The organism is Tahibacter sp., assembly GCF_035481375.1.
GTDB lineage: Bacteria > Pseudomonadota > Gammaproteobacteria > Xanthomonadales > Rhodanobacteraceae > Tahibacter.
This window is the reverse complement of the sequence record NZ_DATIGT010000272.1, coordinates 1-21,190: the sequence shown is the minus strand read 5'-3', so window position 1 is coordinate 21,190 and position 21,190 is coordinate 1. Positions and strand designations below refer to the sequence as shown.

The window sequence follows — 21,190 nt, the reverse complement described above, 5'->3', positions numbered from 1 at the left end:
CAGGAACGTTTCCCGCCGTGTACGCTTGCGCTTGCTCGCGTACTCGCCGTCTCCGAAGCTCATCTGGTCCATCGTGCAGGCCTGCAGGTAGTGTTGTGTTATCTCAGCACAATTGAGGGGGCTTGTTCAGACCTTACCTAGGCTCGAACCGTTGGCGCGTCTCGGAAACGCCTGGCAGGATTGGCAGTCAGGATAGCGTAGTAAGAACGCGGGCGATCACTCGTCGGCGGAAGGTGTAGCGGCCGGAGGAAATTAGAATAGCGGTTCATCGACACCTTTTTGCCTTGCGCGAAAGCGTTCGAATTTCTCATTGAGCACGAAAACGTAGTCGCAGATTGCACTCGCGAAGTCCAGCAAATCGCGGGCGTCTTCTTTCGATACGCGTTCGGTTGTCGCATGAGCTCCAAGATTTCTGTGCTTGCGGAGCGCTTCTCCCCATTCGAACAGGCGCGTGTCGATCACGCCGCTCGTCTTGAGAGCTCCCAACCCTTTCGCTAGCGTTCGCAACTTTGGATCATGGTGAATGCAGAGCCCCTCGATCGCGCGTCCGCACATCACGGCGCATGCGCTAAATGCGCGAGCGGAGAAACAACTGTGCGCTTCGTGCAAAGAGATCTGAACTATTTCCGGAATGCTTTGGTGTACGCGATCTTCGCGAGGTGGCCAGACTCGGTACAGGCTCATCCATTCGTATTCGTCATGCCCGACTTGCAATTCCTCGGACGTGCCGACCAAGGGAGATTTGCATGAGGGACATACTACAAGCGCGACTTTCTGCGGATAAGGATCGTTGTCATCTCGAAAGACAACTTCGGCCTTCGTTACCGCCGCGACTTTCGCATCACATCGAGGACAGTCGATGACTTGTTGATTCACGAACACTTCCCCTGAAGAGGTGGTCTTCGTGAAATGTATACCACGTGCGTGGTGCGCGGCTGATTGCTCGTGCCGGTGATCGACGTCATGCTGTCCCACTGCTGTCCCGGGACGGGCAAGCTGAGCGGGGCGCTCTATAAATCATTGATTTGATGGCGCGCCCGGAGGGATTCGAACCCCCGACCACCGCCTTCGGAGGGCGGTACTCTATCCAGCTGAGCTACGGGCGCGTGGTGGTGCGGTGCGGGACCCGACGCGGGGCGCGGGTTCTGCGGTGCCGGGTTTGTGGCCGGGCCGGCGGGGCCGGGGCTGCGGTTCGCGGCGGCGCCGCCGGTACGGTGCAGACCGGCGCGCATCATAGCGGTCCGGCCGGGCGGCGGGCTAGCCCTGCGCTTCCGTGGTCCGGGGTCGGCCGTTATACTTGCCCGTCTTTTTGTCCGTGCCGGGAGCCACTCCGGCACCCAAGCCGCCGCTAGGAAAGGTGTTCTGTGAGCAGCCCGATTACCAAGACCGACCTGGAATTCCTGAAGCGCTTTTCGATGCTGATCGGCGTGCTGGCCGTGATGGCTCTGGCCTTCATCCTGCTGGCGCTCTACATCTACGACAAGAATCCGCCGGCGGCCAGCCCGACCGCCGGCAAGGCCGTCGAGGATCGTCTGGCGCCGGTCGGCGCCTCGTATGCCGGCGAAACCGGCCGCGCGGCGATGCTGGCCGCCGAGGAAGCCCGCAAGAAGGCCGCCGCTGCGCAGGTCGCCTACGGCGGCACGACCGACGGCAAGGTCATCTACGACAATCTCTGCGGTGCCTGCCACAAGTCCGGAGCCGGCGGTGCGCCGCGTATGGACGACAAGGCGAACTGGGCGCCGCGCATCGCGCAGGGCGCCGACACCATGATCAAGCATGCGATCGAAGGCTTCACCGGCAAGGCCGGCGTGATGCCGGCGCGCGGCGGCAACCCCTCGCTCAACGACGAGCAGATGAAGGCCACCGTTCACTGGATGATCGATCAGGTCAAGTAATCGGTACTCACGTAAACCGGGACCAGTCGCCGCCGCTTCATGGCCGACCCGTCCGACACGCAACGCCGCCGCAAGGCGGCGTTGTCGTTTCCGCGTCTTCAACGGTGCGTTTCAGCGTCTGCCGGCGATCGCGTCGGACCGCCACCGGTCGGCGAACGCGACGAGGTCCGGAAAGAACACGTCGAATCCGGCCCGCAGTTCGGCATCGAGCGCCTGCAGCACCGGCAGCGCTTGGGCCAGCGGATTCGCGCGACTGAGGCGCGTGCCGACGCCAGCGAGCGCGCGGCCGACGACGGCGCTGTCGGCATAGGCCGCCGGCAGGCCGGCGCGACGCATGTAGTCGGCGAAGCGCTGCAGATTCGGCGGCAGTTCGTCGCGGTGTCGCCGCAGCAGGTCGTTGACGAGATCGGAAAAAACGTCGAGCGGCGCATCGCTCCAGCGTGCGAAATCGCGCGCGAGCACGTGGTCGAACCAGACGTCGATCAGGATGCCGGCATAGCGCCGGAACGGCGGCACGAAGCGGCCGCGCAGCGCGACGACGACGGGATGCGCGTCGGTGTATACGTCGATCGCGCGATGCAGGCGGATGCCGTGCCCGACGCCCTCGCGCAGATTCGTCGGTACCGGCCCGTGAACGAAATCGCCGAGCAGTCCGCCGAGTATCCAGTCGGGATCGCTGCCGGCCAGCAGCGCATGCGCGAGATGATTCATGCATCGAGCATAGCGCAGCGTATCGTCAGCGCCGGGTGAGCGGATCGGGAGAACAGCGTGTTCGCAGTGAAATACGTGGATGAGCAAGACGCCGCGATCCGCGTGGACGTTGCCGGCGTCCGGCGCGGCGACATTGCGCGCGCGGGTCTGGATGGCCGGCGACGCGTGCGGTTCGACGAGGCGTCGGTGAGTCTCGATTGCGACCATCGCGCGAGTGCCCGCGCGCGCGGACGCGTCGGGCTCATCGCGGCAGTGATCGCCGGCGTGCGGCCCGACCGCCGCTATCGCATTCGCGACGCGGACGCGGAAATCGCGCAGGTGCGCAACGTCCTGCGCTGGCGCGGCGGCCACGTCGCATTGACGCTCGCCGACGGCCGCAGCTGGCGCGTCTACGGCAGTGGGTTGCTGCCGACGCGGTTGCGTGTCGAATGCGACGGCGTCGCCTGCGGCGAGATGCAGATCGCCGGCATCCTGCGCGCCGAGTTGCGCACGCCCGATCTCGGCTTGCCGCCGCTCGTCGCGATCGCGTTCGGTGCGGTCGTGCTCGAACTCTGGGGCAACGATCCGCGCGCGGGTGCGGGCAGCGGGTGACCGGGTCGATCGCCATGCCGGGCTTCGCTGCGCTCGGCGCCACCTGCATGCGAAGCCAGACTGTGCGTGCCGCGCGGCTACTGGAACGCGTTGCGGAAGATCACGTCGCTCTGCACGATCGTAAAGTTCACATTGGAAATATCGAAGAAGATATTGCTGCTGCAGCTCACGCGGATGCGCGCGGTCGCCGCCGCCGTGCCGCTCGGCAGTACGATGCCGTGGCTGCCGTCGTTCGGCACGTTGCTCGCGAGGCTGAGCCAGCTGTTGCCGCCGTTGCGCGTCAGGTCGATGTTGACGTTCGCGCAGGAGATCGGCGCGGCGGTCGTGCCGGCGACGTTCCAGGTCACGATCTGCGTGACGCCGGTGTCCCAGCTGACTGCGGTGTTCGGCGCGGTCACGACGAACGGTCCGGCTGCGGCGACGACCTGGATGCCGGGCATGTCGGCGCTCGTCGAGCGGCCGCCGCCGGCGTGGTTGTCGCGCACGGTCAGGCGGAATTTCATCGACGTGCGATTCATCGTCGGCAGGATTTCGCCGGTCGCCGTCGTGTTCGCGAACAGGTTCGACGGACGCGGGATCGTGCGCCCGCGCGTCACGCCCGGATTCCACGAGCGCACGATCGGACTCGTGCCGTTGTCGACGTTGACGGCCGTGCTCGCGCCGAGGTCGTATTCCTCCCAGCCGTAGGTCAGCGCGTCGTTGTCGGCGTCGGTCGCGAGCGGTGCGAGCAGTGTGAACGGCGTCTGCGCCGGAATCGCATAGGTCGCCGTCATCGCCGGAATCGCCGGCGCCCGGCTCGGGTTCGGCGTCGACGTGCCGCAGTTCGGCACGGCGTCGAGCCGCGCCTGCATCTGCTCGAGACTCTTCGCATGGAAATACGGGTCGGAGTTCGGCTGCAGGTCGTCGCTGCCGCAGATGCCGGCATAGCCCTGGATCGTCGATGCGCTGCCGGGTTCGTAGGCCGCGCCGCTGGAACGGTTGCCGCTGCAGGCGCCGGCCGAGCTGTTGAACGTGTGCGAGCCGCCGTACTGGTGGCCTATCTCGTGCGCGACGTAGTCGATGTAGAACGGATCGCCGAGCGGATTGCCGAGGCCCGTGACGCCGCGCGCCTTGCTGCCGTCGTTGCAGATCGCATTGAGCGTCGCGACGCCGCCGCCGCCCGTGCTGAACACGTGGCCGACATCGTAGTTGGCCGTGCCGATCACGCTCGTCAGGTTCGACTGGTTCTGCGCGAGCATCGCGCCGCCGTCGTTGTTCGAATACGGATCGGTCCCGCCGTTCGTGTAGACGACGAGGTTGTTGTTGGCGACGAGCTGCATGGTCACGCTGAACTCGTTGCCGTAGACCTCGTTGACGCGATTCATCGCGACGACGATCGCGGCCTGGCCCTGCGCGACGGTGCCGCCGAACACCGCGGTGTATTCGCCGGTCGCGGCGACCGCGGTGCGCAGTATGCGGCGCGAGGCGCCGGTAACCGTGGCGACGCCGGGGCCGGCGCTCGCGTGTTCGTCGGGTGTCTCGTCGCGGTCGTGTGTGTCGCAGTGAAAGCGGCGCCGCGTCGTGCTGTCGGCACGCCGGAAGCTGATGTAGTCGCCGCCCGCACCGAACGTGTTCGGCTGCACGATCCAGCTGCCGTCGCGATCGAACACGAGCGCCTGCAGGCCGAGGTCGGAAAGGTCCACGCGCACGCGGTTGCCCTGGGCGTCGCGGCCGCGCAGGCTCAGGATCTGCGGAAACTTCGCAGCGAGTTCCGGCGACATCGTCTGCGAATCTTCGAGCACGAATTCGGCGAAGGCGCCGTCGGGATGCGGCAGCGCGAACGGCGTGCCGTCGACGACCGCGGCGCGCAATGCCGCGTGTGCACCGGCGACATCGAGCGCAGCGCGGCGGAACGTGTGCGGCTGCGGACCGTCGGCATTCAGCGCGAATGCTGTGCGCGCTTCGGACCAGAGCTCGGCGGCACCGGCCGGCGCGGTGGACAGGGCGAGCAGCAGCAAGGCAGGCAGCAGACGGCGTTTCATCGAGTTATCCCCTGAGCGAAGGCGCGATCGTAGTGGATGGCCATGGCGGCAATCGTGTCGCCGTCGCGCGTTTGGCCGCCGATTTCAGCGCTTCCGCGGCCGTGGCGTAACCGCCTCGCGACGGATGTCGCCGAGGGGTCCGACGCGCCGGCAGGTGCGCCGCCGCCTGCGGCGCTTGGCTACAATCGGCCGATGAACGTCCCTGCCTCCGTCCCTGCGTTTCCCGCGACCTCCGGCCCTCTGATGCTGCCCGGACCGGCCGGCGCCCTCGAATGTCTCGTCGAGCGGCCCGAGCAGGACGAGCGCCGCGGCAACGTCGTCGTCTGCCATCCGCATCCGCTGCACGGCGGCACGATGCACAACAAGGTCGTCACGATGGTGTCGCGCTCGCTCGTCGAGCTGGGTCTCTCGACCGTGCGATTCAACTTCCGCGGCGTCGGCGCGTCGGAAGGCGGCTACGACGACGGCAACGGTGAAACCGACGATCTGCATGCCATCGCCGACTGGCTGCGGCGCGAGCGTCCGGGCGACGCGCTCTGGCTCGCGGGCTTTTCGTTCGGCAGCTATGTCGCGCTGCGCGCGGCCGCCGCGCTGGAACCGCAGCAGCTGATCCAGATCGCGCCGCCGGTCGGACGCTGGGAATTCGAGGCGATCACGCTGCCCGACTGCCCGTGGCTCATCGTCCAGGGCGAGGCCGACGAAGTCGTCGATCCGGCCGCGGTGTTCGCCTGGGTCGACGCGCTGACGAAACCCGTGCAGCTCGTACGCATGCCCGAGACGAGCCATTTCTTCCATCGGCGTCTCATGGACCTGCGCGGCGCGGTCAAGCACGGCGTCCGCGACAACCTGCCGCCGCTGCGGGTTTCCTGAGTGAGCGCGACCGCGCATTACCTCGCCGGCGTGCAGCGCGGCGACTGGCAGGACGATGCCGCGCAGCGCGCGGTGCTCGTCGAACTCGACCGCATCGGCGCCGCGCTCGAACAGGCCGAACCCGCCGGACTCCTCGCGCGGCTGCGCGCGCGCTTTGCGACGCCGGAACCCGTGCGCGGCCTGTATCTCTGGGGCGGCGTCGGCCGCGGCAAGACCTTTCTGATCGATCTGTTCTTCGAACACCTCTCGATCGCGCAGAAGCGCCGCATCCATTACCACCGATTCATGCGTTCGGTGCAGGCCCGCCTCAAGGAACTGCAGGGGCGCCAGGATCCCTTGGTCGACGTCGCCGAAGGCCTCGCCGCCGACACGCGCGTGCTCTGCCTCGACGAGTTCTTCGTCAGCGACATCGGCGACGCGATGATCCTCGGCGGACTGCTGCGCGAGCTGTTCGCGCGCGGCGTCTGCGTCGTGACGACGTCGAACACGCCGCCGCGCAATCTCTACGCGAACGGCCTGCAGCGCGAGCGCTTCCTGCCGGCCATCGCGCTGATCGAACGGCACTGCGCGGTCGTCGAGATCGTGTCCTCGCAGGACTGGCGCCTGCGCGCGCTGACGCAGGCGCGCGTCTATCACGCGCCGCTCGGTCCCGACGCGGATCGTGCGCTCAACGACTGCTTCCAGCGCATCAGCCACGGCGTCGCTCGGCCCGAGACGACGATCGACGTGCACGATCGCGACATTCCCGTGCGGCGTCTCGCCGAAGACGTGATCTGGTTCGAATTCGCCGCGATCTGCGAAGGCCCGCGCGCGGTGGCCGACTACATCGAGATCGGCAAGGACTACGGCACCGTCATCGTCTCGGGCGTGCCGCAGTTCACGCCGACCATGGAAGACGCCGCGCGGCGTTTCATCGAAATGGTCGACGAGTTCTACGACCGCCACGTGAAGCTGATCCTGTCGGCGGCCGTGCCGATCATCGATCTCTACGACGGCGACCGCCTGCGCGCCGAATTCAGCCGCACCGAGTCGCGCCTGATCGAGATGCAGAGCGAAGACTATCTCGCGCGCGAGCACCTGCCGTAGGCGCGGCGCGTTCGCCGAAAGTCCATGTCCGCGATTGCCGCGCATCGCCTACCATCGGCGTTTTCCGCGGAGAGACGATCATGCGCCGAATCTGTCTGGCCCTCGTTGCTGCGCTGGCCGCCTCGCCGGCGGCTGCCGCGACCGATACGCAAAGCGCGGCCGCCGCGGTCGATGCGCAGGTCCTCGCCTGGCGGCGCGACATCCACCAGCATCCGGAACTCGGCAACCGCGAGAAGCGCACGGCCAAGCTGATCGCCGACCACCTGAAGAAGCTCGGTCTCGACGTGAAGACCGGCGTCGCGCACACCGGCGTCATCGGCCGGCTCAAGGGCGGCAGGCCCGGGCCGCTGCTCGCGATCCGAGCCGACATCGACGCGCTGCCCGTGACCGAGGAAGTCGACCTGCCGTTCGCGTCGAAAGTGCGCAGCACCTACGCCGGCCAGGACGTCGGCGTCATGCATGCCTGCGGCCATGACGCGCACACCGCGATCCTGCTCGGCGTCGCGACCGCGCTGGCCGGCATGAAGAAGGATCTCCCGGGCGAGGTCATGTTCATCTTCCAGCCCGCCGAGGAAGGCTCGCCGCCGGGCGAGGAAGGCGGCGCGAAGCTCATGCTGAAGGAAGGCCTGTTCCGCGAAAGAAAGCCCGACGCCGTGCTCGGCCTGCATGTGTTCTACACCTTGCACGCGGGCCAGGTCGGCGTGCGCGAAGGTCCGCTGCTCGCGGGCTCGGACCGCTTCAAGATCCGCGTGTTCGGAGCGCAGACCCACGGCGCGCAGCCCTGGCGCGGCGTCGATCCCATCGTCGCCGCCGCGGCCATCGTCAGCCAGGCGCAGACCATCGTGAGTCGACAACTGGATATTTCCAAATTGCCGGCCGTGCTCACGTTCGGCATGTTCCAGGGCGGCGTGCGCTACAACATCATTCCGGAAAAGGTCGAACTCGAAGGCACGATCCGCACGTTCGACGCGGCGATGCGCGAAGACCTGTTCAAACGCCTGCGCCGTACCGCCGAGGGCGTGGCCGCCGCGCAGGGCGCGCGCGTCGAACTCGAAGTGCCGATGCCCGAGGTGCACAACCCGGTCACGCGCAACGACGCGGCATTGACGAAGCGCCTGCGGCCGAGCCTCGAGAAGGCCGTCGGCGTCGACAACGTCGTCGACGTGCCGCCGAACATGGTCGCCGAGGACTTCTCGTACTTCGCCGACGAAGTGCCGGGCCTCTACTTCTTCGTCGGCGTCGTACCGCCGGGGCAGGATCTCGCGACCGCGGCACCGAACCACTCGCCGAAGTTCTTCCTCGACGAAAAGTCGCTGCAGGTCGGCACGCGCGCGATGCTGCAGACGGCGGTGGATTTTCTGGAGGGCGGGAAGTAGAGAGGAACTAGACGGTAGTTTTTCGGAACTGGAGGGAGCTGCCGCGCCCGATCGGGCGGGCGGCTCTTTTCGTTTGTGCACAAGTCCAATATGGGCGCGTCGCCGCTTCGGCTTGAGCGCGGCGGAACACCTGCAGGCGCCGGGTGTCGACAGTGCGCCGCCGCGGTAAACCTGTTCCTTTCGATGACGCCGATGATCCGGCTGCGTTCCGCGCTGCCGGTGGCGGCGTGCGCGCTGGACGTACCGCGTATGAGACCGGGGAAGCGTCAGGCTGGTCGTGTGATGCTGTGGCCGTTCGTGCCGATGCTCATGGCTCCCTGGCCGGCCTTCCTGTGCAGCCTGCCGTTGACTTGCGATGTCGGACGGGCGCGTTTTCTCGCCGCGCGCGCAGATCGCGAAGCTCGAGATGCATCCGGTTCGACTGCGGTCGATTGCCGGGCAACCTCGACGAACTGCTCGGGGCCGTACGCGAGCCTGAGTGCATGAAGGATGCGATGCGCCCGTCCCTGCTCATCGATCCGTTCGGCTCGCGGTTCGACTACTGGCGTGCGGGCGACGGCCAGCGTTTCGAGCTGCGCTCCTATGGGTCGCGATCGCGTCCACGACACCGACGACGACATCACGAGCCGGACCCTGGACTATCCGCGAGCGCCGATAGACTGGCCCCGCCGATCGCAATCCTGATTCCGGTCCTCCTCATCGTCGCGGTAATTTTCCGCGCGCTGTTCGCGCTGTCGTCCGCCTTCGCAGGCGCCTGCCGCCGCTGGGGTCCCCGGTGGCCCCGCGACGCGGGTACTCGGAAAGAACAGTAGCCGGGCGCCAGCGGTAGCGACTGGGCGCGGCGCGCCGTCCGCCCGGCGGAGCGAACTCGACCGCTGGCTGCGGACTGCTCCTCCGGTTCTTAGCCGCTCCCTTTGTTTGTTCTTCTCGCGTGAAATCCCGTCCCACGTCTCAACTCCCAGCCGATTGTGTTGACCCCGCGCTGTCAACCTCTATATGTTGTGTTTCGTCGGTTCCCGGTCACGGCCGGGATTAAACGGGAATCCGGTGCAATTCCGGAGCTGCCCCGCAGCGGTAAGCGGAAACGAAGGTCGTCAAGGCACTGGCCAGAGAGGCTGGGAAGCGACGGCTGCTAGGAGGTTCCGGAGGGCCGGAACCGCGTCCGCAAGCCCGAATACCTGCCGACAGCCGCGCGTCGCACACCGCGCGGTCAACGGCCGGGAGTCTCCGCGGGGGGACGGGTCGACGGTTGCCGCCGGCCCCAAGCCGTGCCGGAGCCGCACCCCGAATTCCGCAACTCCGCACGCCCGAGGGGGCGTGGCCACGCCCGCGGCATCGACCGCGGCGTTGCCGTCCCTTCGTTTTGCCGTCCCCGGGACAGGGCGGCAGTCGTGCCCACTCGCACCGGAGGGAGTCCATGAGCACCACAGAACACGACATCGCTACCGCCGCCTCCGCCGCTCGCACCGGCGCTACGCAGAAAGACACCCGCGCGCCGCAGTTCGCGCTGACGCCGCCGCATTCCAGCGGCACCATGGCCGTGACCAAGCGCAACGGCAAGCGCGAACCGGTCGACCTCAACAAGATCGTGCGCGCCGTGACGCGCGCGGCCGAAGGCCTGTATTCCATCGATCCGATGCGCGTCGCGACGCGCACGATCTCGGGTCTCTACGACGGCGCGACCACGCGCGAACTCGACGAACTCTCGATCCGCACCGCGGCCATGCTGACCGCGGAAGAACCCGAATACGGCCGTCTCGCCGCGCGCCTGCTCAGCGACTACATCGCGAAAGAAGTCGCCGGTCAGGAAATCCACGCGTTCTCGCAGTCGGTCGCGCGCGGGCATGAGCTCGGCCTGATCAACGAGCGCCTGCTGACCTTCGTCCAGGCCAATGCGCGCAAGCTCAACAGCGCGCTCGACGGCGACCTCGACCGGCGCTTCGACTACTTCGGTCTGCGCACGGTCTACGACCGCTATCTGCTGCGTCATCCGAAGACGCGCAAGGTCATCGAGACGCCGCAGCAGTTCTTCCTGCGCATCGCCTGCGCGCTCTGCGAAGACGTCAGCGACGCGCTCGAGCTGTATCGCCTGATGGGCAGCCTCGACTACCTGCCGAGCTCGCCGACGCTGTTCAACTCGGGCACCACGCACGAACAACTGTCCTCGTGCTTCCTGCTCGATTCGCCCGACGACTCGCTCGAATCGATCTACAAGCGCTATGCCGACGTCGCGATGCTGTCGAAGTTCTCCGGCGGCATCGGCCTCGCGTACACGCGCGTGCGTGCGCGCGGTTCGCTGATCAAGTCGACGAATGGTTTGTCCAACGGCATCGTGCCGTGGCTCAAGACGCTCGACGCGTCGGTGTCGGCTGTGAACCAGGGCGGCAAGCGCAAAGGCGCGGCCTGCGTCTATCTCGAACCGTGGCATGCCGACGTCGAGGAATTCCTCGAGCTGCGCGACAACACCGGCGACGAGGCGCGCCGCACGCACAACCTGAATCTCGCGAACTGGATTCCGGATCTCTTCATGCGCCGCGTCGAAGCCGACGCGCAGTGGTCGCTGTTCGATCCCAAGGCCGTGCCGCATCTCGTCGACCGCTGGGGCACGTCGTTCGAGGCCGCCTACGAGCAGGCCGAGTCCGCCGGGCTGGCGGTCAAGCAGGTCAAGGCGCGCGATCTCTACGCGCGCATGATGCGCACGCTCGCGCAGACCGGCAACGGCTGGATGACGTTCAAGGACAAGTCCAACCGCGCCTGCAACCAGACCGCGAAGGAAGGCAACGTCGTCCACTTGTCCAATCTGTGCACCGAGATCATCGAGGTCAGCTCGCAGGGCGAAACCGCGGTCTGCAACCTCGGCTCGATCAACCTCGGCCAGCACATGAACGACGACGGCTTCGACTACGCGAAGCTCGCCGAAACCGTGCGCGTCGCCGTGCGCCAGCTCGATCGCGTGATCGACCTGAACTTCTATCCGATCGAATCCACGCGCAGCTCGAACCTGAAGTGGCGCCCGGTCGGCCTCGGCGTGATGGGCCTGCAGGACGTATTCTTCAAGCTGCGCCTGCCGTTCGACTCGGCCCCGGCGCGCGAGCTGTCGACGCGCATCGCCGAGGAGATCTACTACAACGCGCTCGTCGCCTCGCACGAACTCGCGCTCGAACGCGGCGCGCATCCGTCCTTCGGCGACACGCGCGCCGCGCAGGGCGAACTGCAGTTCGACGCCTGGGGCATCACGCCGTCGGATACGGCGCGCTGGGACGCGCTGCGCGACAACATCCGGAAGGGCGGCCTGCGCAATTCGCTGCTGATCGCGATCGCGCCGACCGCGACGATCGCCTCGATCGCCGGCTGCTACGAATGCATCGAACCGATGGTATCGAACCTGTTCAAGCGCGAGACGCTGTCGGGCGACTTCCTCCAGGTCAACAAATATCTCGTCGAGGAACTCAAGCAGCTCGGCCTATGGACCGCCGAGATGCGCGACCGCATCAAGCTCACCGAAGGCTCGATCCAGGGTATCGCCGAAATCCCCGAACGCCTGCGCGAGATCTACCGCACGGCCTGGGAAATCCCGATGCGCTCGCTGATCGACATGATGGCCGCGCGCGGCGCCTACATCGACCAGTCGGCTTCGCTGAACCTGTTCATGGAAAGCCCGAACATCGGCCAGCTCTCGTCGATGTACATGTACGCGTGGAAGGCTGGCCTGAAAACCACGTATTACATGCGTTCGCGCCCGGCGACGAAGATCGCGAAGACGACCGTGGCGGCGGTGGCGCAGGCACCTGCGCCGGCACCGGCGATCTCGCAGGAGCAGGCGGAAGCGGCGGTGTTTTGCTCGCTCGAGAATCCGGAGTATTGCGAGGCCTGCCAGTAAGCTGTTTGAAGCCCTCTCCCCCGACAGCGTCGGGGGGAGAGGGTTGGATGAGGGGGATAAACATCGGCGAGCGAGCTGTCTGGCTATCTCGAGCTCTTTCGGCGAAACGCGCGGCAGCATCGAACATCTGGACTTCTTCCCCTCACCCCAAGCCACTCTCCCAAGCAAGCTTGAGAGAGTGGGGTCGTCGTCGCCCGCTGAGCACTTGCGCTCGCAGGCAGTCCAAATCAGCAACACCTTTCAGCGAATCGCAGCCATGACTTCTTCCGCTTCCGCATCGAACGCCAGCGCCCGTCTCCTCGACGCCGGTTTCAACCTGACCCTGCGCCCCATGCGCTACCCGGCGTTCTACGACATGTACCGCGACGCCATTCGCAACACATGGACCGTGGAAGAAGTGGACTTCTCGCTCGACGTCAACGACCTGCGCCACAAGTTCGGCCCGGCCGAGCGTCATCTGATCGAACGCCTCGTCGCGTTCTTCGCGACCGGCGATTCCATCGTCGCGAACAACCTCGTGCTGAACCTGTACAAGCACATCAACGCGCCCGAGGCGCGCATGTACCTGTCGCGCCAGCTCTATGAGGAAGCGCTGCACGTACAGTTCTACCTCACGCTGCTCGACACCTACCTGCCCGAACCCGAAGCGCGTGCGAAAGCCTTCGACGCGGTCGAGAACATTCCGGCGATCCGCAAGAAGGCCGAGTTCTGCTTCAAGTGGATGGATGCGATCGGCAAGCTCGACCGCATCGAGACGCGCGAGCAGCGCCGCCAGTTTCTGCTGAACCTGATCTGCTTCGCGGCCTGCATCGAAGGCCTGTTCTTCTTCGCCGCGTTCGCCTACGTCTACTACCTGCGTTCGCGCGGGCTGCTGCACGGCCTTGCCGCCGGCACGAACTGGGTATTCCGCGACGAATCCGGCCACATGGCCTTTGCGTTCGAGGTCATTCGCGTCGCGCGCGAAGAAGAGCCGGATCTGTTCGACGAGGCCCTGCAGGCCGACATCGCCCAGATGCTCGACGAAGCCATCGCCTGCGAGCAGCAGTTCGCCGAAGACGTGCTGTCGGGCGGCGTCGCGGGTCTGTCGCTGAAGGACATGCGCCAGTACCTCGAATACGTCGCCGACCAGCGCCTCGCGCAGCTCGGCCTCGCCAAGCGCTATCACGCGCGCAATCCGTTCGCGTTCATGGATCTGCAGGACGTGCAGGAACTCACGAACTTCTTCGAGCGCCGTGTTTCCGCGTATCAGGTCGCCGTCGAAGGCGAAGTCACGTTCGACGCGGCGTTCTGAGCAGGACGCGCGCGTGAACGCAGCCCTGGAAACGCCGCGCGGCGGTGTCGAAGCGCGGCTCATCGAGATCGTGTTTCCCGACCACACGAATCATCTCGGCACGTTGTTCGGCGGCCAGGCGCTGGCCTGGATGGACAAGGCGGCCTTCGTCGTCGCGACGCGCTATGCGCGCCGCACGGTCGTGACGGCGCGTTCGGAACAAGTGGATTTCCGCCAGCCGGTGCGGCAGGGACAGCTCGTCGAACTCGTCGCGCGCATCGTGTCGACGGGCCGCAGCTCCATGCAGGTCGAAGTCGACCTGATCGCCGAGGATCCGCTGAGCGGCGACGCGCGGCTCTGCACGCAAGGACGATTCACGATGATCGCGCTCGACTCGCACGGTTCGCCGACGGCGGTCGCGCCGCTCGCCGACGCACCCTAGCGCACCGGCCCGCAGGCCGGATGCGGTGCCTGCAGCGCCGCCGGCTGCGCGAGGTCCGCGCGGTCGTAGGGAATGTAGCCTTCCCAGTACCACGGCATGCAGGTGTCGCCGAGTACAGCATCGACGAGGTACTTGAAAATGCCGCGCGCGTTGTCGCTGTTGCTCATGACGAGCACGCCGATGCCGCGTCCGTCGACGAGCGCGCTGTAGTTGCTCCAGCCGTCGTCGCCGCCTTCCTTGAAGTTCACGACGCCGAACGGCGACACGTAGCGACCCCAGCCGAGCCCGTAGGCCAGATCGATCGCGCGATTGTCGTCGCTCGTCTCCGGTGCCAGCGAGGGAAACTGCCGCTTGGAATCGATGCGGACTTGCGCAGCGAACATCTCGTCGCGCGCTTTCGCCGACAGGCCATCGCCGCGCTGCATGGCGGCAAGGAACGCCGCGTAGTCGGCCGGCGTGGTGTCCATCGATCCGGCGGCGCGCACGCCGCGACGCTGGCGATGACCGAGCGCTTTGCCGTCGGCGGCGTATCCGATCGCGACATTGCCGGCGAAGTCGTCGCGCCAGGTCATGCCGCTGCGGCGCATGCCGTAGCGGTCGTAGACACGCTCCTGGACGAGTTTCGCGAGATCGAGCCCGAGCCCCTGCTCGATGACGAACTGCAGCAGATTGATGCCTTCGCCCGAATACGCGTAGCGCGTCCCCGGCTCGACATGAAATGCGAGCTTGCCGTGCTCGTCGTAGCGACCGTCCGGCGTGAAGAAGCGGAAATTGGAGAATCCGCTCGTGTGGCTGAGAAGCCTGCGCGGCGTCAGTTCGCGCCAGCGCTCGTCGCCTGCGAGGTCGGCGTATTTCTCGTAGTCGGGCAGCGGCTTGGGCAGATACTCCGCGATCGACCGGTCCAGATCGATCCGGCCCTCGTCGACGAGCGTCATGACGACGTACGCGAACATCGCCTTCGTCAGCGACGCCGCGTACATCACGGTGTCGGTCTGCAGCGGCAAGCCGCGCTCGAGATCGCGCGAACCGTAGGCCTTCAGATGCACGACGCGGCCGTCGGCGACGATCGCGAGCGCGAGTCCCGGCACCTGCGCTGCCTGCATGAGCTGCGCGACTTTCGCGTCGACGCGCTGCGTGTCGAGCACCTGTCCGTCGGCTCGGCGCAGCGTCCTGGACGGTCCGGCGCAGGCGCACATGGCAATGGTCAGCAGGGCAAGCAGTGACGTTCGAAGCACGGTGTAGTCCTCCTGGCGGCGGCCAACGCTTGGATGCAGCAGAGCCGGAATTGCGTTTACATGAGACGTCCGGCCACATCTTCGCAGAGCCGCTACACTCCGCCCATGACCTCCGCCGAACAGTCCTCTCTCGGAAAAACCGTCGCCTATCGCGACGAATACGACGCTTCGCTGCTGTTCCCGATCCCGCGCGCGCTCAAGCGTACCGAGCTCGGCATCGGCGACGCGCTGCCGTTCCACGGCGTCGACATCTGGAACGCCTACGAACTCTCGTGGCTCGACGCGCGCGGCAAACCCGTCGTCGCGCTCGCGGAATTCCAGGTGCCGGCCGCTTCGCCGAACATCATCGAATCCAAATCCTTCAAGCTGTATCTGAACACGTTCGCTCAGACGCGCATCGCCGATGCCGACGACGTCACCGCGCGCCTGAGACGCGATCTCTCGGCCGCGGCCGGCGCCGACGTCGCGGTCTCGCTGTGCGACGCACGCCGCTTCGCGCAGCAACGGATGCGCGAACTCGACGGCGACGTCATCGACGGCATCGACGTCGACATCGACAGCTACGACGAGCCGCAGCCCGGCTACCTCGTCGCCGACGCCGCCGATGTCGCCGACGAAACGCTGGTCTCGCACCTGCTGAAGTCGAACTGCCCGGTCACCGGCCAGCCGGACTGGGCCAGCGTGCAGATCCGCTACCGCGGCGCGCGCATCGACCGCGCCGGCCTGCTGCGCTACCTCGTCTCGTTCCGGCGCCACAGCGACTTCCACGAGCAATGCGTCGAACGTATCTACACCGACCTGCAGTCGCGTTGCGCGCCGCAGCGGCTTTCGGTCTATGCGCGCTACACGCGCCGCGGCGGCCTCGACATCAATCCGTTCCGCACGAGCGAAACGGGCGAAAAGCCGGAGAATCCGCGCGGGGCGCGGCAGTAGTTGCGCGCGCGATCCTCGCTGCACGCGCGCCGCCGCGGTGCATGCGCGCAAACCCGGGCCGGCGCGTCGATCCACCGGCGCGGCGCATGCGCCGGCCGGCGGGCTGGTCCGCTTCGGTATGAACGCATAACGTGGAGACCGCGCCGAAGCGGAATCGCCGTGTCGCCGGCCCTGCCGGTGCGTGAGGACCTCCATGCCGGTGTCGTGTCGATGACACGCTCGCGCGAACCGGCGCCGGCTCCATGCGCGCCGTGGCGACACTCGCCCGCGGTACGCGGCTCGCGCTGACTCCGGGATTCCGATTCGCATGACCCAGGCATTTGACTACCGGCCCGCGCTGCCGCCGTTCTGGCTTCCGATCGCGGCGGCGATTCCGCTCGTTCTGTGCCTCGTGCTGCTCGCATTGCCTTCGCTGGGACACGGGGTCGCCACGGCCGCGCGAACGCTGTACGTGTTCGCGTTCATGGTGTGGGTCGTGCCGCTGACGGCGCTGCAGCGGCAGCTGTACCGGCGAGGTGCTTCGGCCGTGATTACCGTCGCGACGCTCTTGGTTGCGACGTTCGCGATGACGCTGGCTGCGCGGGCGACAAGTTTGCTTCTGCAGGGTGCGGCGAGTGACGGCGGACACCAGATCGTCTGGTCGCTGCTGCTGTTTCGCGGCATCGAAGGCGCGTGGCTCAGTCTGATCGCCTACTGCGCGATTCATGCCGTCGTCGCCCATTCGGTCGCGCTGCGGCGCGAGCGGGCGTTTCATGACGAGGCCCGCGCACTCGCGCGCGACGCGGAACTCGCTGCGTTGCGCTATCAGCTGCAGCCGCATTTCCTGTTCAACACGCTCAATGCGATTTCATCGCTCGTGGCGGAGCAGCGCGGACCCGAAGCCCGCGACATGCTCGCGCGTCTCGCCGACTTCCTCCGTCTGACTTTGGAGAGCGGCCGTTGCCACAAGGTCAGCCTCGCCGAAGAACTGGCCGTGACCGAGAACTATCTCGATATCGAGCGCGCGCGATTCGGTGATCGCCTGCGCGTCCGCTGGAATCTCGGTACAGGAGTTCTCGGCGCACGCGTGCCCTATCTGCTTCTGCAGCCTCTCGTCGAGAACGCAATCCGTCACGGCATTGCCCCGAGGCGCGACGCCGGTCAGGTCGAGATCACGGTGAACTGCGAACGTAGCGAGCTCCGGATTCGCCTGAGCAACGACCTGCCGGCACCGCGAGATCGCATCTCCGACGATCCGACGCGCGAAGCCGTGGGACTCGCCAACGTGCGCAAACGCCTGGCCCATCTCTACGGCGACGCTTTCGGGCTGGAACACGGCATCGGAGACGACGGACGCTTCCATGTGCAGTTGACGTTGCCGCTATGCGGGCCGAACGGAGCCGCGTCGTGATCCGCGTCGCCGTCGTCGACGACGAACCACTCGCGCGCAGCGGTGTCGTCGCGCGTCTGTCGGTGCATGGCGACGTCGCGCTTGCCGGCGAGTACGGCGACGCACCAGCCGCGCTTGCGGGCCTGCGGGCGCGGCCGGTGGACCTTGTTGTCGTGGACGTGCAGATGCCGGGCATGAGCGGGATCGATTTGCTCGCGGCGCTGCCGCAACGCCCGCTCGCCATTCTGCTGACTGCGCACGACACCTTCGCGGTGCAGGCATTCGCACTGAACGCCGTCGACTATCTGCTGAAGCCGGTCGACGACATGCGCTTCACCGAAGCACTGCAGCGGGCGCGGCAACGGCTCGCGTCGTCCACGTCCGTGCCGCACGCCGCAACGGCGGTGCAGCCGGCAGAGCGGCTGCGCTTCCCGGTTCGCATCGGCCGGCGCACCGTGTTCGTCGATATCGCCGATGTCGACTGGATCGGTGCCGACGGCGACTACGCGGTACTGCATGTCGGCGCGCGGAGTTACGTCTTGCGCGAATCCCTGCAGCGTCTTGCGGCGGAACTGGATCCGCGCCGCTTCGTGCGCGTGCATCGCTCGGCTATCGTGAACGTGCACCGGATCGCTGAAATGCAGCCGATGACGAATCGCGACGCGATGCTGCGCCTGCACGAAGGTACGCCGGTCCGCGTCAGCCGCACCTATGTCGACGCGCTGCTCGAGGCGCTGCGGACCACCGGCACGGCGCCGCGCTGACCGCGCCCGGGACCGGGCCGGCGCAAGACACGCACGGCCGGCAGCGGTCTATCTCGACACGCGCTGCGCTGCGCAGGACAGTCGGACTCTCTCTGCTGCGGGTTCCCACGCCATGGCGCCGATGCATCGTTTCGCCGGTTGCGGCTTCGTCTTCGCCGTCGCCGCATTGTGGCCCGCCGCTTCGCGGGCGATCGACACTTGCGGCGCACGATCCGCCGACGCGGCGTCAGCCACGGCGCAGCACTTGCTCGACACGCTGATCGCGACCAACGGCGTGCCGGGCATGGGAGCTTCCGTCTATCGCGGCGGTGAACTCGTGTGGACCGGGTGCGCGGGCTGGCGTGACGTCGCTGCGCGCGTGCCGGTTCGGCGCGACACGGTCTTCCGCCTCGCGAGCGTGTCGAAGGTCGTCACGGCCGTTGCCGCTGCACGCTTGTCCGAACGCGGCCTGCTCGACCTCGATGCGCCCGTCGCCGACCTCCTGCCGTGGCTCCGCAACGACTGGCCCGCGCTCAGCGTTCGCCAGCTCGCCGCCCACACCGCGGGTCTTCCTCACTACGAGTCCGTCGACGACGATCGCGGCAACAGGCGCTACGTGACATCGCGCGACGCGGTCGCGCTGTTTTCGGGCCGCACGCTCGTTTCGAGACCCGGCGAGGCGTATCACTACTCCTCCTGGGGCTACACCTTGATCGGCGCCGTGATCGAGGCGCGCAGCGGGCGATCCTTCGTCGACTACGTGCGCGGCGAAATAACGTCCGGTCTGAACGTGCGCGCCGACAGCGACGGGCGCGGTCCCGACGTGTCGAAGCTCTATGCGATCGGCGATGGCGTGCCGCGCGAATTGCCGCCGCATGATTTCAGCTACACGTGGCCGGGCGGCGGCCTCGCCGCGACGCCGGAGGCACTCGTGCGCTTCGCCGCGCGTCTGCTGTCCGGCGCAATCGTGTCGCGTTCCACTCGGGAGTCCATGCTGCAGCCGGCCGCGCTGGCCGACGGCACGCCGGTCGCCGAGGACGACTATCGCGTGGCCCTGGGTTGGCGCGTGTCGACCGACCGCGACGGCGCGCGAATTGCGCATCACGCCGGCGCCACCGGCGGCGCGCGCAGCGCGCTCGTCGTCTGGCCTGACGAAAACGCCGCGGCCAGCGTGCTGTCGAACGCATCGTGGGTGTCGTCGATAACGACGACCGCGACGGTGCTCGCCGCGCCATTTCGCTCGCGCCCGCCATTGCCGGAAAAAGCCTGTCCGCTGGAGACGCAACGCTATCGCGGCCTGTTGGGCGCGCAGTCGATTGACGGCGAGTCGACGTTCCGCATCGAGGACGGACGTTGCGTCGGCGCGCTCACGGCGGCATCCGCGGTAGAACGTCATTTCGCATCGGCGACGGCTTGGCCGAACCGCCGCCTGACGGTCGTTGCGCTCGACGCGGACGGCAGGCTCGATCGTGCCGCGCTCGTGACGCCCTTCGGTCTCTACGAACTTCGCGCCGATGACGCGGGGTGGTCGGCGCCGCTCGGCGCAACCTCGTCGCTGCGCCTGACGTTCGTCCGCGCGAGCCCGACCGCGATTTCGGCGCCCGCGCGTTAACGCACCTGCGACGACTCCGAACGCGTGCAACCGTTGATGCAACCGCCCGAACGAAGGCGCCGCCCACAGGGGGCGGCGCCGTTTCGATCGCAATGCCGCCGGCTCATACCGAGCCTGCGCGGCTGCGTCAGTTGCAACTACCGGGACGCACGTCCGCGACGCGCGACGGCGACAGCGCGCTGCAGCCGCCGGTGCCGCAGGCCTTCACCCAGAGATACGTGCGCGAGCTTACGTTGACGTCGCGCGAGAGACCGAGGCCCGAATAGAGCTCGGTCGCGTTCGCCGGATTGCTGCTCGCACTCCAATACAGCTTGTACGCGGTCGTGTTCGCCGACGACGTCCAGCTCGCGTTGTTCCAGCCCTGGCACATCAGCGACGTGACGGTCAGGCCCGGCGTTGCCGGGATGTACCCGACCAGCGTCTGGCCGGCCGTGCGATAGCCGCTCGCGCCGAAGTTGTTCACCGCGCGCACGCGATACGTGTTGTAGCCGAACGGCTGCGCGGTCAGCGCCTTCGACGATGCCGGATGATCGACGACCGCGATCTGCGTGAACGCGCCGCCCGCGGTACTGCGCTCGATCTCGTAGCGTTCGGCATTGAGCACCGTGCCCCAGCTGACCGAAAAGCCCGCATCGCCGTCGTTGGCCGGCGCGCTGATGCTGCCCGGCGTCGGCGGCGCGGCGAGCGCGTTGCTGACGACCGACCGCGTGCTCTGCTGATTGATCGTGCGCGGACCGCGATCCTGCGTGGCGGTGACCCTGACGCTCTTGGTGCCGGACGTCGTCCAGCTGTGCGTGAGCGGCGTGTCCTGCTTCGCCGGGCCTTCGCCCGACGACTGCGAGCCGTCGCCCCAGTCGACCACGTAGGACATCGGTTCGTCGAGCGGCACGCACGGACGCATCTTCGCCGCGAAATTGCCGGTCGTGCCGAGATTCACCGAGTTCGGGCCGGTCAGCATCGGCGTCAGCGGGCTGACGCCGGAGCTGCCGACCTTGATCGGCTGGAAATACAGCGTGTGCCGCAGTGCGTTGAACGGATCGCCGCCGCGCAGGAAATCGTTCACGCGATACTCGTGGAAATAACCGCCGATCGACGAGATCGGCGTGTCGATCCAGTTGAAGCGATCCTGGCCGAGCAGCGTCGTGTTGTAGTACAG

16 protein-coding genes, 1 tRNA gene, 1 pseudogene and 1 riboswitch are annotated in these 21,190 nt (G+C 67.1%); of the genes and pseudogenes, 12 read left to right on the top strand and 6 right to left on the bottom strand.

Going from position 1 to position 21,190, the window contains the following annotated elements; genetic code table 11:
• Window positions 1-252 precede the first annotated feature (252 nt).
• Together VLF18_RS18000 and VLF18_RS17995 are read right to left on the bottom strand one after the other, a co-directional pair.
• Window positions 253-876: a DUF4145 domain-containing protein gene (locus tag VLF18_RS18000; protein ID WP_325281002.1), complete on the bottom strand. Its 624-nt coding sequence runs from the start codon at window positions 874-876 to the stop codon at window positions 253-255.
• Between the two features lie 153 nt (window positions 877-1,029).
• Window positions 1,030-1,106: transfer RNA gene (locus tag VLF18_RS17995), tRNA-Arg, on the bottom strand.
• Between the two features lie 270 nt (window positions 1,107-1,376).
• On the opposite strand from VLF18_RS17995, the gene VLF18_RS17990 reads away from it, so the two are divergent.
• A complete protein-coding gene (locus tag VLF18_RS17990) occupies window positions 1,377-1,895 on the top strand; it encodes a c-type cytochrome (RefSeq protein ID WP_325281005.1) in 519 nt (172 codons plus the stop codon).
• 111 nt (window positions 1,896-2,006) lie between these two features.
• Here the strand turns inward: VLF18_RS17990 and VLF18_RS17985 are convergent, their stop codons facing one another.
• Window positions 2,007-2,606, bottom strand: a complete 600-nt coding sequence (locus tag VLF18_RS17985; RefSeq protein WP_325281001.1) for an ACP phosphodiesterase — start codon at window positions 2,604-2,606, stop codon at window positions 2,007-2,009.
• A gap of 75 nt (window positions 2,607-2,681) precedes the next feature.
• Here VLF18_RS17985 and VLF18_RS17980 point away from each other — a divergent pair, with 75 nt between their 5' ends.
• Window positions 2,682-3,197 (top strand): hypothetical protein, encoded by a 516-nt coding sequence (locus tag VLF18_RS17980; protein WP_325281000.1) that lies wholly within the window; start codon window positions 2,682-2,684, stop codon window positions 3,195-3,197.
• A 77-nt stretch (window positions 3,198-3,274) separates the two neighbouring features.
• On the opposite strand, the gene VLF18_RS17975 is transcribed toward VLF18_RS17980, so the two are convergent.
• Window positions 3,275-5,218 carry a reprolysin-like metallopeptidase gene (locus VLF18_RS17975; protein WP_325280999.1) on the bottom strand — a complete coding sequence of 648 codons (1,944 nt, stop codon included), beginning with the start codon at window positions 5,216-5,218 and terminating at the stop codon, window positions 3,275-3,277.
• Window positions 5,219-5,461: 243 nt separating this feature from the next.
• On the opposite strand from VLF18_RS17975, the gene VLF18_RS17970 reads away from it, so the two are divergent.
• The 6 genes from VLF18_RS17970 to VLF18_RS17945 all read left to right on the top strand — a co-directional run bounded on the left by VLF18_RS17970 (window position 5,462) and on the right by VLF18_RS17945 (window position 14,142).
• Window positions 5,462-6,088 carry an alpha/beta hydrolase gene (locus VLF18_RS17970; RefSeq protein WP_325280998.1) on the top strand — a complete coding sequence of 209 codons (627 nt, stop codon included), beginning with the start codon at window positions 5,462-5,464 and terminating at the stop codon, window positions 6,086-6,088.
• Window positions 6,089-7,174, top strand: a complete 1,086-nt coding sequence (zapE, locus tag VLF18_RS17965) for a cell division protein ZapE (protein WP_325280997.1) — start codon at window positions 6,089-6,091, stop codon at window positions 7,172-7,174.
• Between the two features lie 80 nt (window positions 7,175-7,254).
• Complete coding sequence (locus tag VLF18_RS17960) at window positions 7,255-8,550, top strand: amidohydrolase (RefSeq protein ID WP_325280996.1); 1,296 nt, start codon at window positions 7,255-7,257, stop codon at window positions 8,548-8,550.
• 993 nt (window positions 8,551-9,543) lie between these two features.
• Window positions 9,544-9,751, top strand: a riboswitch (cobalamin riboswitch).
• A gap of 333 nt (window positions 9,752-10,084) precedes the next feature.
• Window positions 10,085-12,430, top strand: a complete 2,346-nt coding sequence (locus VLF18_RS17955; protein WP_325281004.1) for a ribonucleoside-diphosphate reductase subunit alpha — start codon at window positions 10,085-10,087, stop codon at window positions 12,428-12,430.
• Between the two features lie 256 nt (window positions 12,431-12,686).
• On the top strand, window positions 12,687-13,721 hold the full coding sequence (locus VLF18_RS17950; protein WP_325280995.1) for a ribonucleotide-diphosphate reductase subunit beta: 1,035 nt from the start codon (window positions 12,687-12,689) through the stop codon (window positions 13,719-13,721).
• A gap of 13 nt (window positions 13,722-13,734) precedes the next feature.
• A complete protein-coding gene (locus VLF18_RS17945) occupies window positions 13,735-14,142 on the top strand; it encodes an acyl-CoA thioesterase (RefSeq protein ID WP_414717241.1) in 408 nt (135 codons plus the stop codon).
• On the opposite strand, the gene VLF18_RS17940 is transcribed toward VLF18_RS17945, so the two are convergent.
• Window positions 14,139-15,377 carry a serine hydrolase domain-containing protein gene (locus VLF18_RS17940; RefSeq protein ID WP_325280994.1) on the bottom strand — a complete coding sequence of 413 codons (1,239 nt, stop codon included), beginning with the start codon at window positions 15,375-15,377 and terminating at the stop codon, window positions 14,139-14,141. The two genes, VLF18_RS17945 and VLF18_RS17940, sit on opposite strands and share 4 nt — an antisense overlap.
• Before the next feature lie 105 nt (window positions 15,378-15,482).
• Between VLF18_RS17940 and queF the strand changes: the two genes are divergently transcribed.
• The 4 genes from queF to VLF18_RS17920 all read left to right on the top strand — a co-directional run bounded on the left by queF (window position 15,483) and on the right by VLF18_RS17920 (window position 20,034).
• The gene (gene queF / locus VLF18_RS17935) at window positions 15,483-16,310 is read left to right on the top strand and encodes an NADPH-dependent 7-cyano-7-deazaguanine reductase QueF (RefSeq protein ID WP_325280993.1); all 828 of its coding nucleotides are present in this window, start codon (window positions 15,483-15,485) and stop codon (window positions 16,308-16,310) included.
• Window positions 16,311-16,617: 307 nt separating this feature from the next.
• The gene (locus tag VLF18_RS17930; protein ID WP_325280992.1) at window positions 16,618-17,700 is read left to right on the top strand and encodes a sensor histidine kinase; all 1,083 of its coding nucleotides are present in this window, start codon (window positions 16,618-16,620) and stop codon (window positions 17,698-17,700) included.
• Complete coding sequence (locus VLF18_RS17925) at window positions 17,697-18,443, top strand: LytTR family DNA-binding domain-containing protein (RefSeq protein WP_325280991.1); 747 nt, start codon at window positions 17,697-17,699, stop codon at window positions 18,441-18,443. The genes VLF18_RS17930 and VLF18_RS17925 overlap by 4 nt, the downstream gene beginning before the upstream one ends.
• A 112-nt stretch (window positions 18,444-18,555) precedes the next feature.
• The gene (locus VLF18_RS17920; RefSeq protein ID WP_325280990.1) at window positions 18,556-20,034 is read left to right on the top strand and encodes a serine hydrolase domain-containing protein; all 1,479 of its coding nucleotides are present in this window, start codon (window positions 18,556-18,558) and stop codon (window positions 20,032-20,034) included.
• A gap of 127 nt (window positions 20,035-20,161) precedes the next feature.
• On the opposite strand, the pseudogene VLF18_RS17915 reads toward VLF18_RS17920, so the two are convergent.
• Window positions 20,162-21,190: pseudogene (locus VLF18_RS17915) on the bottom strand (hypothetical protein); the annotation flags it as partial.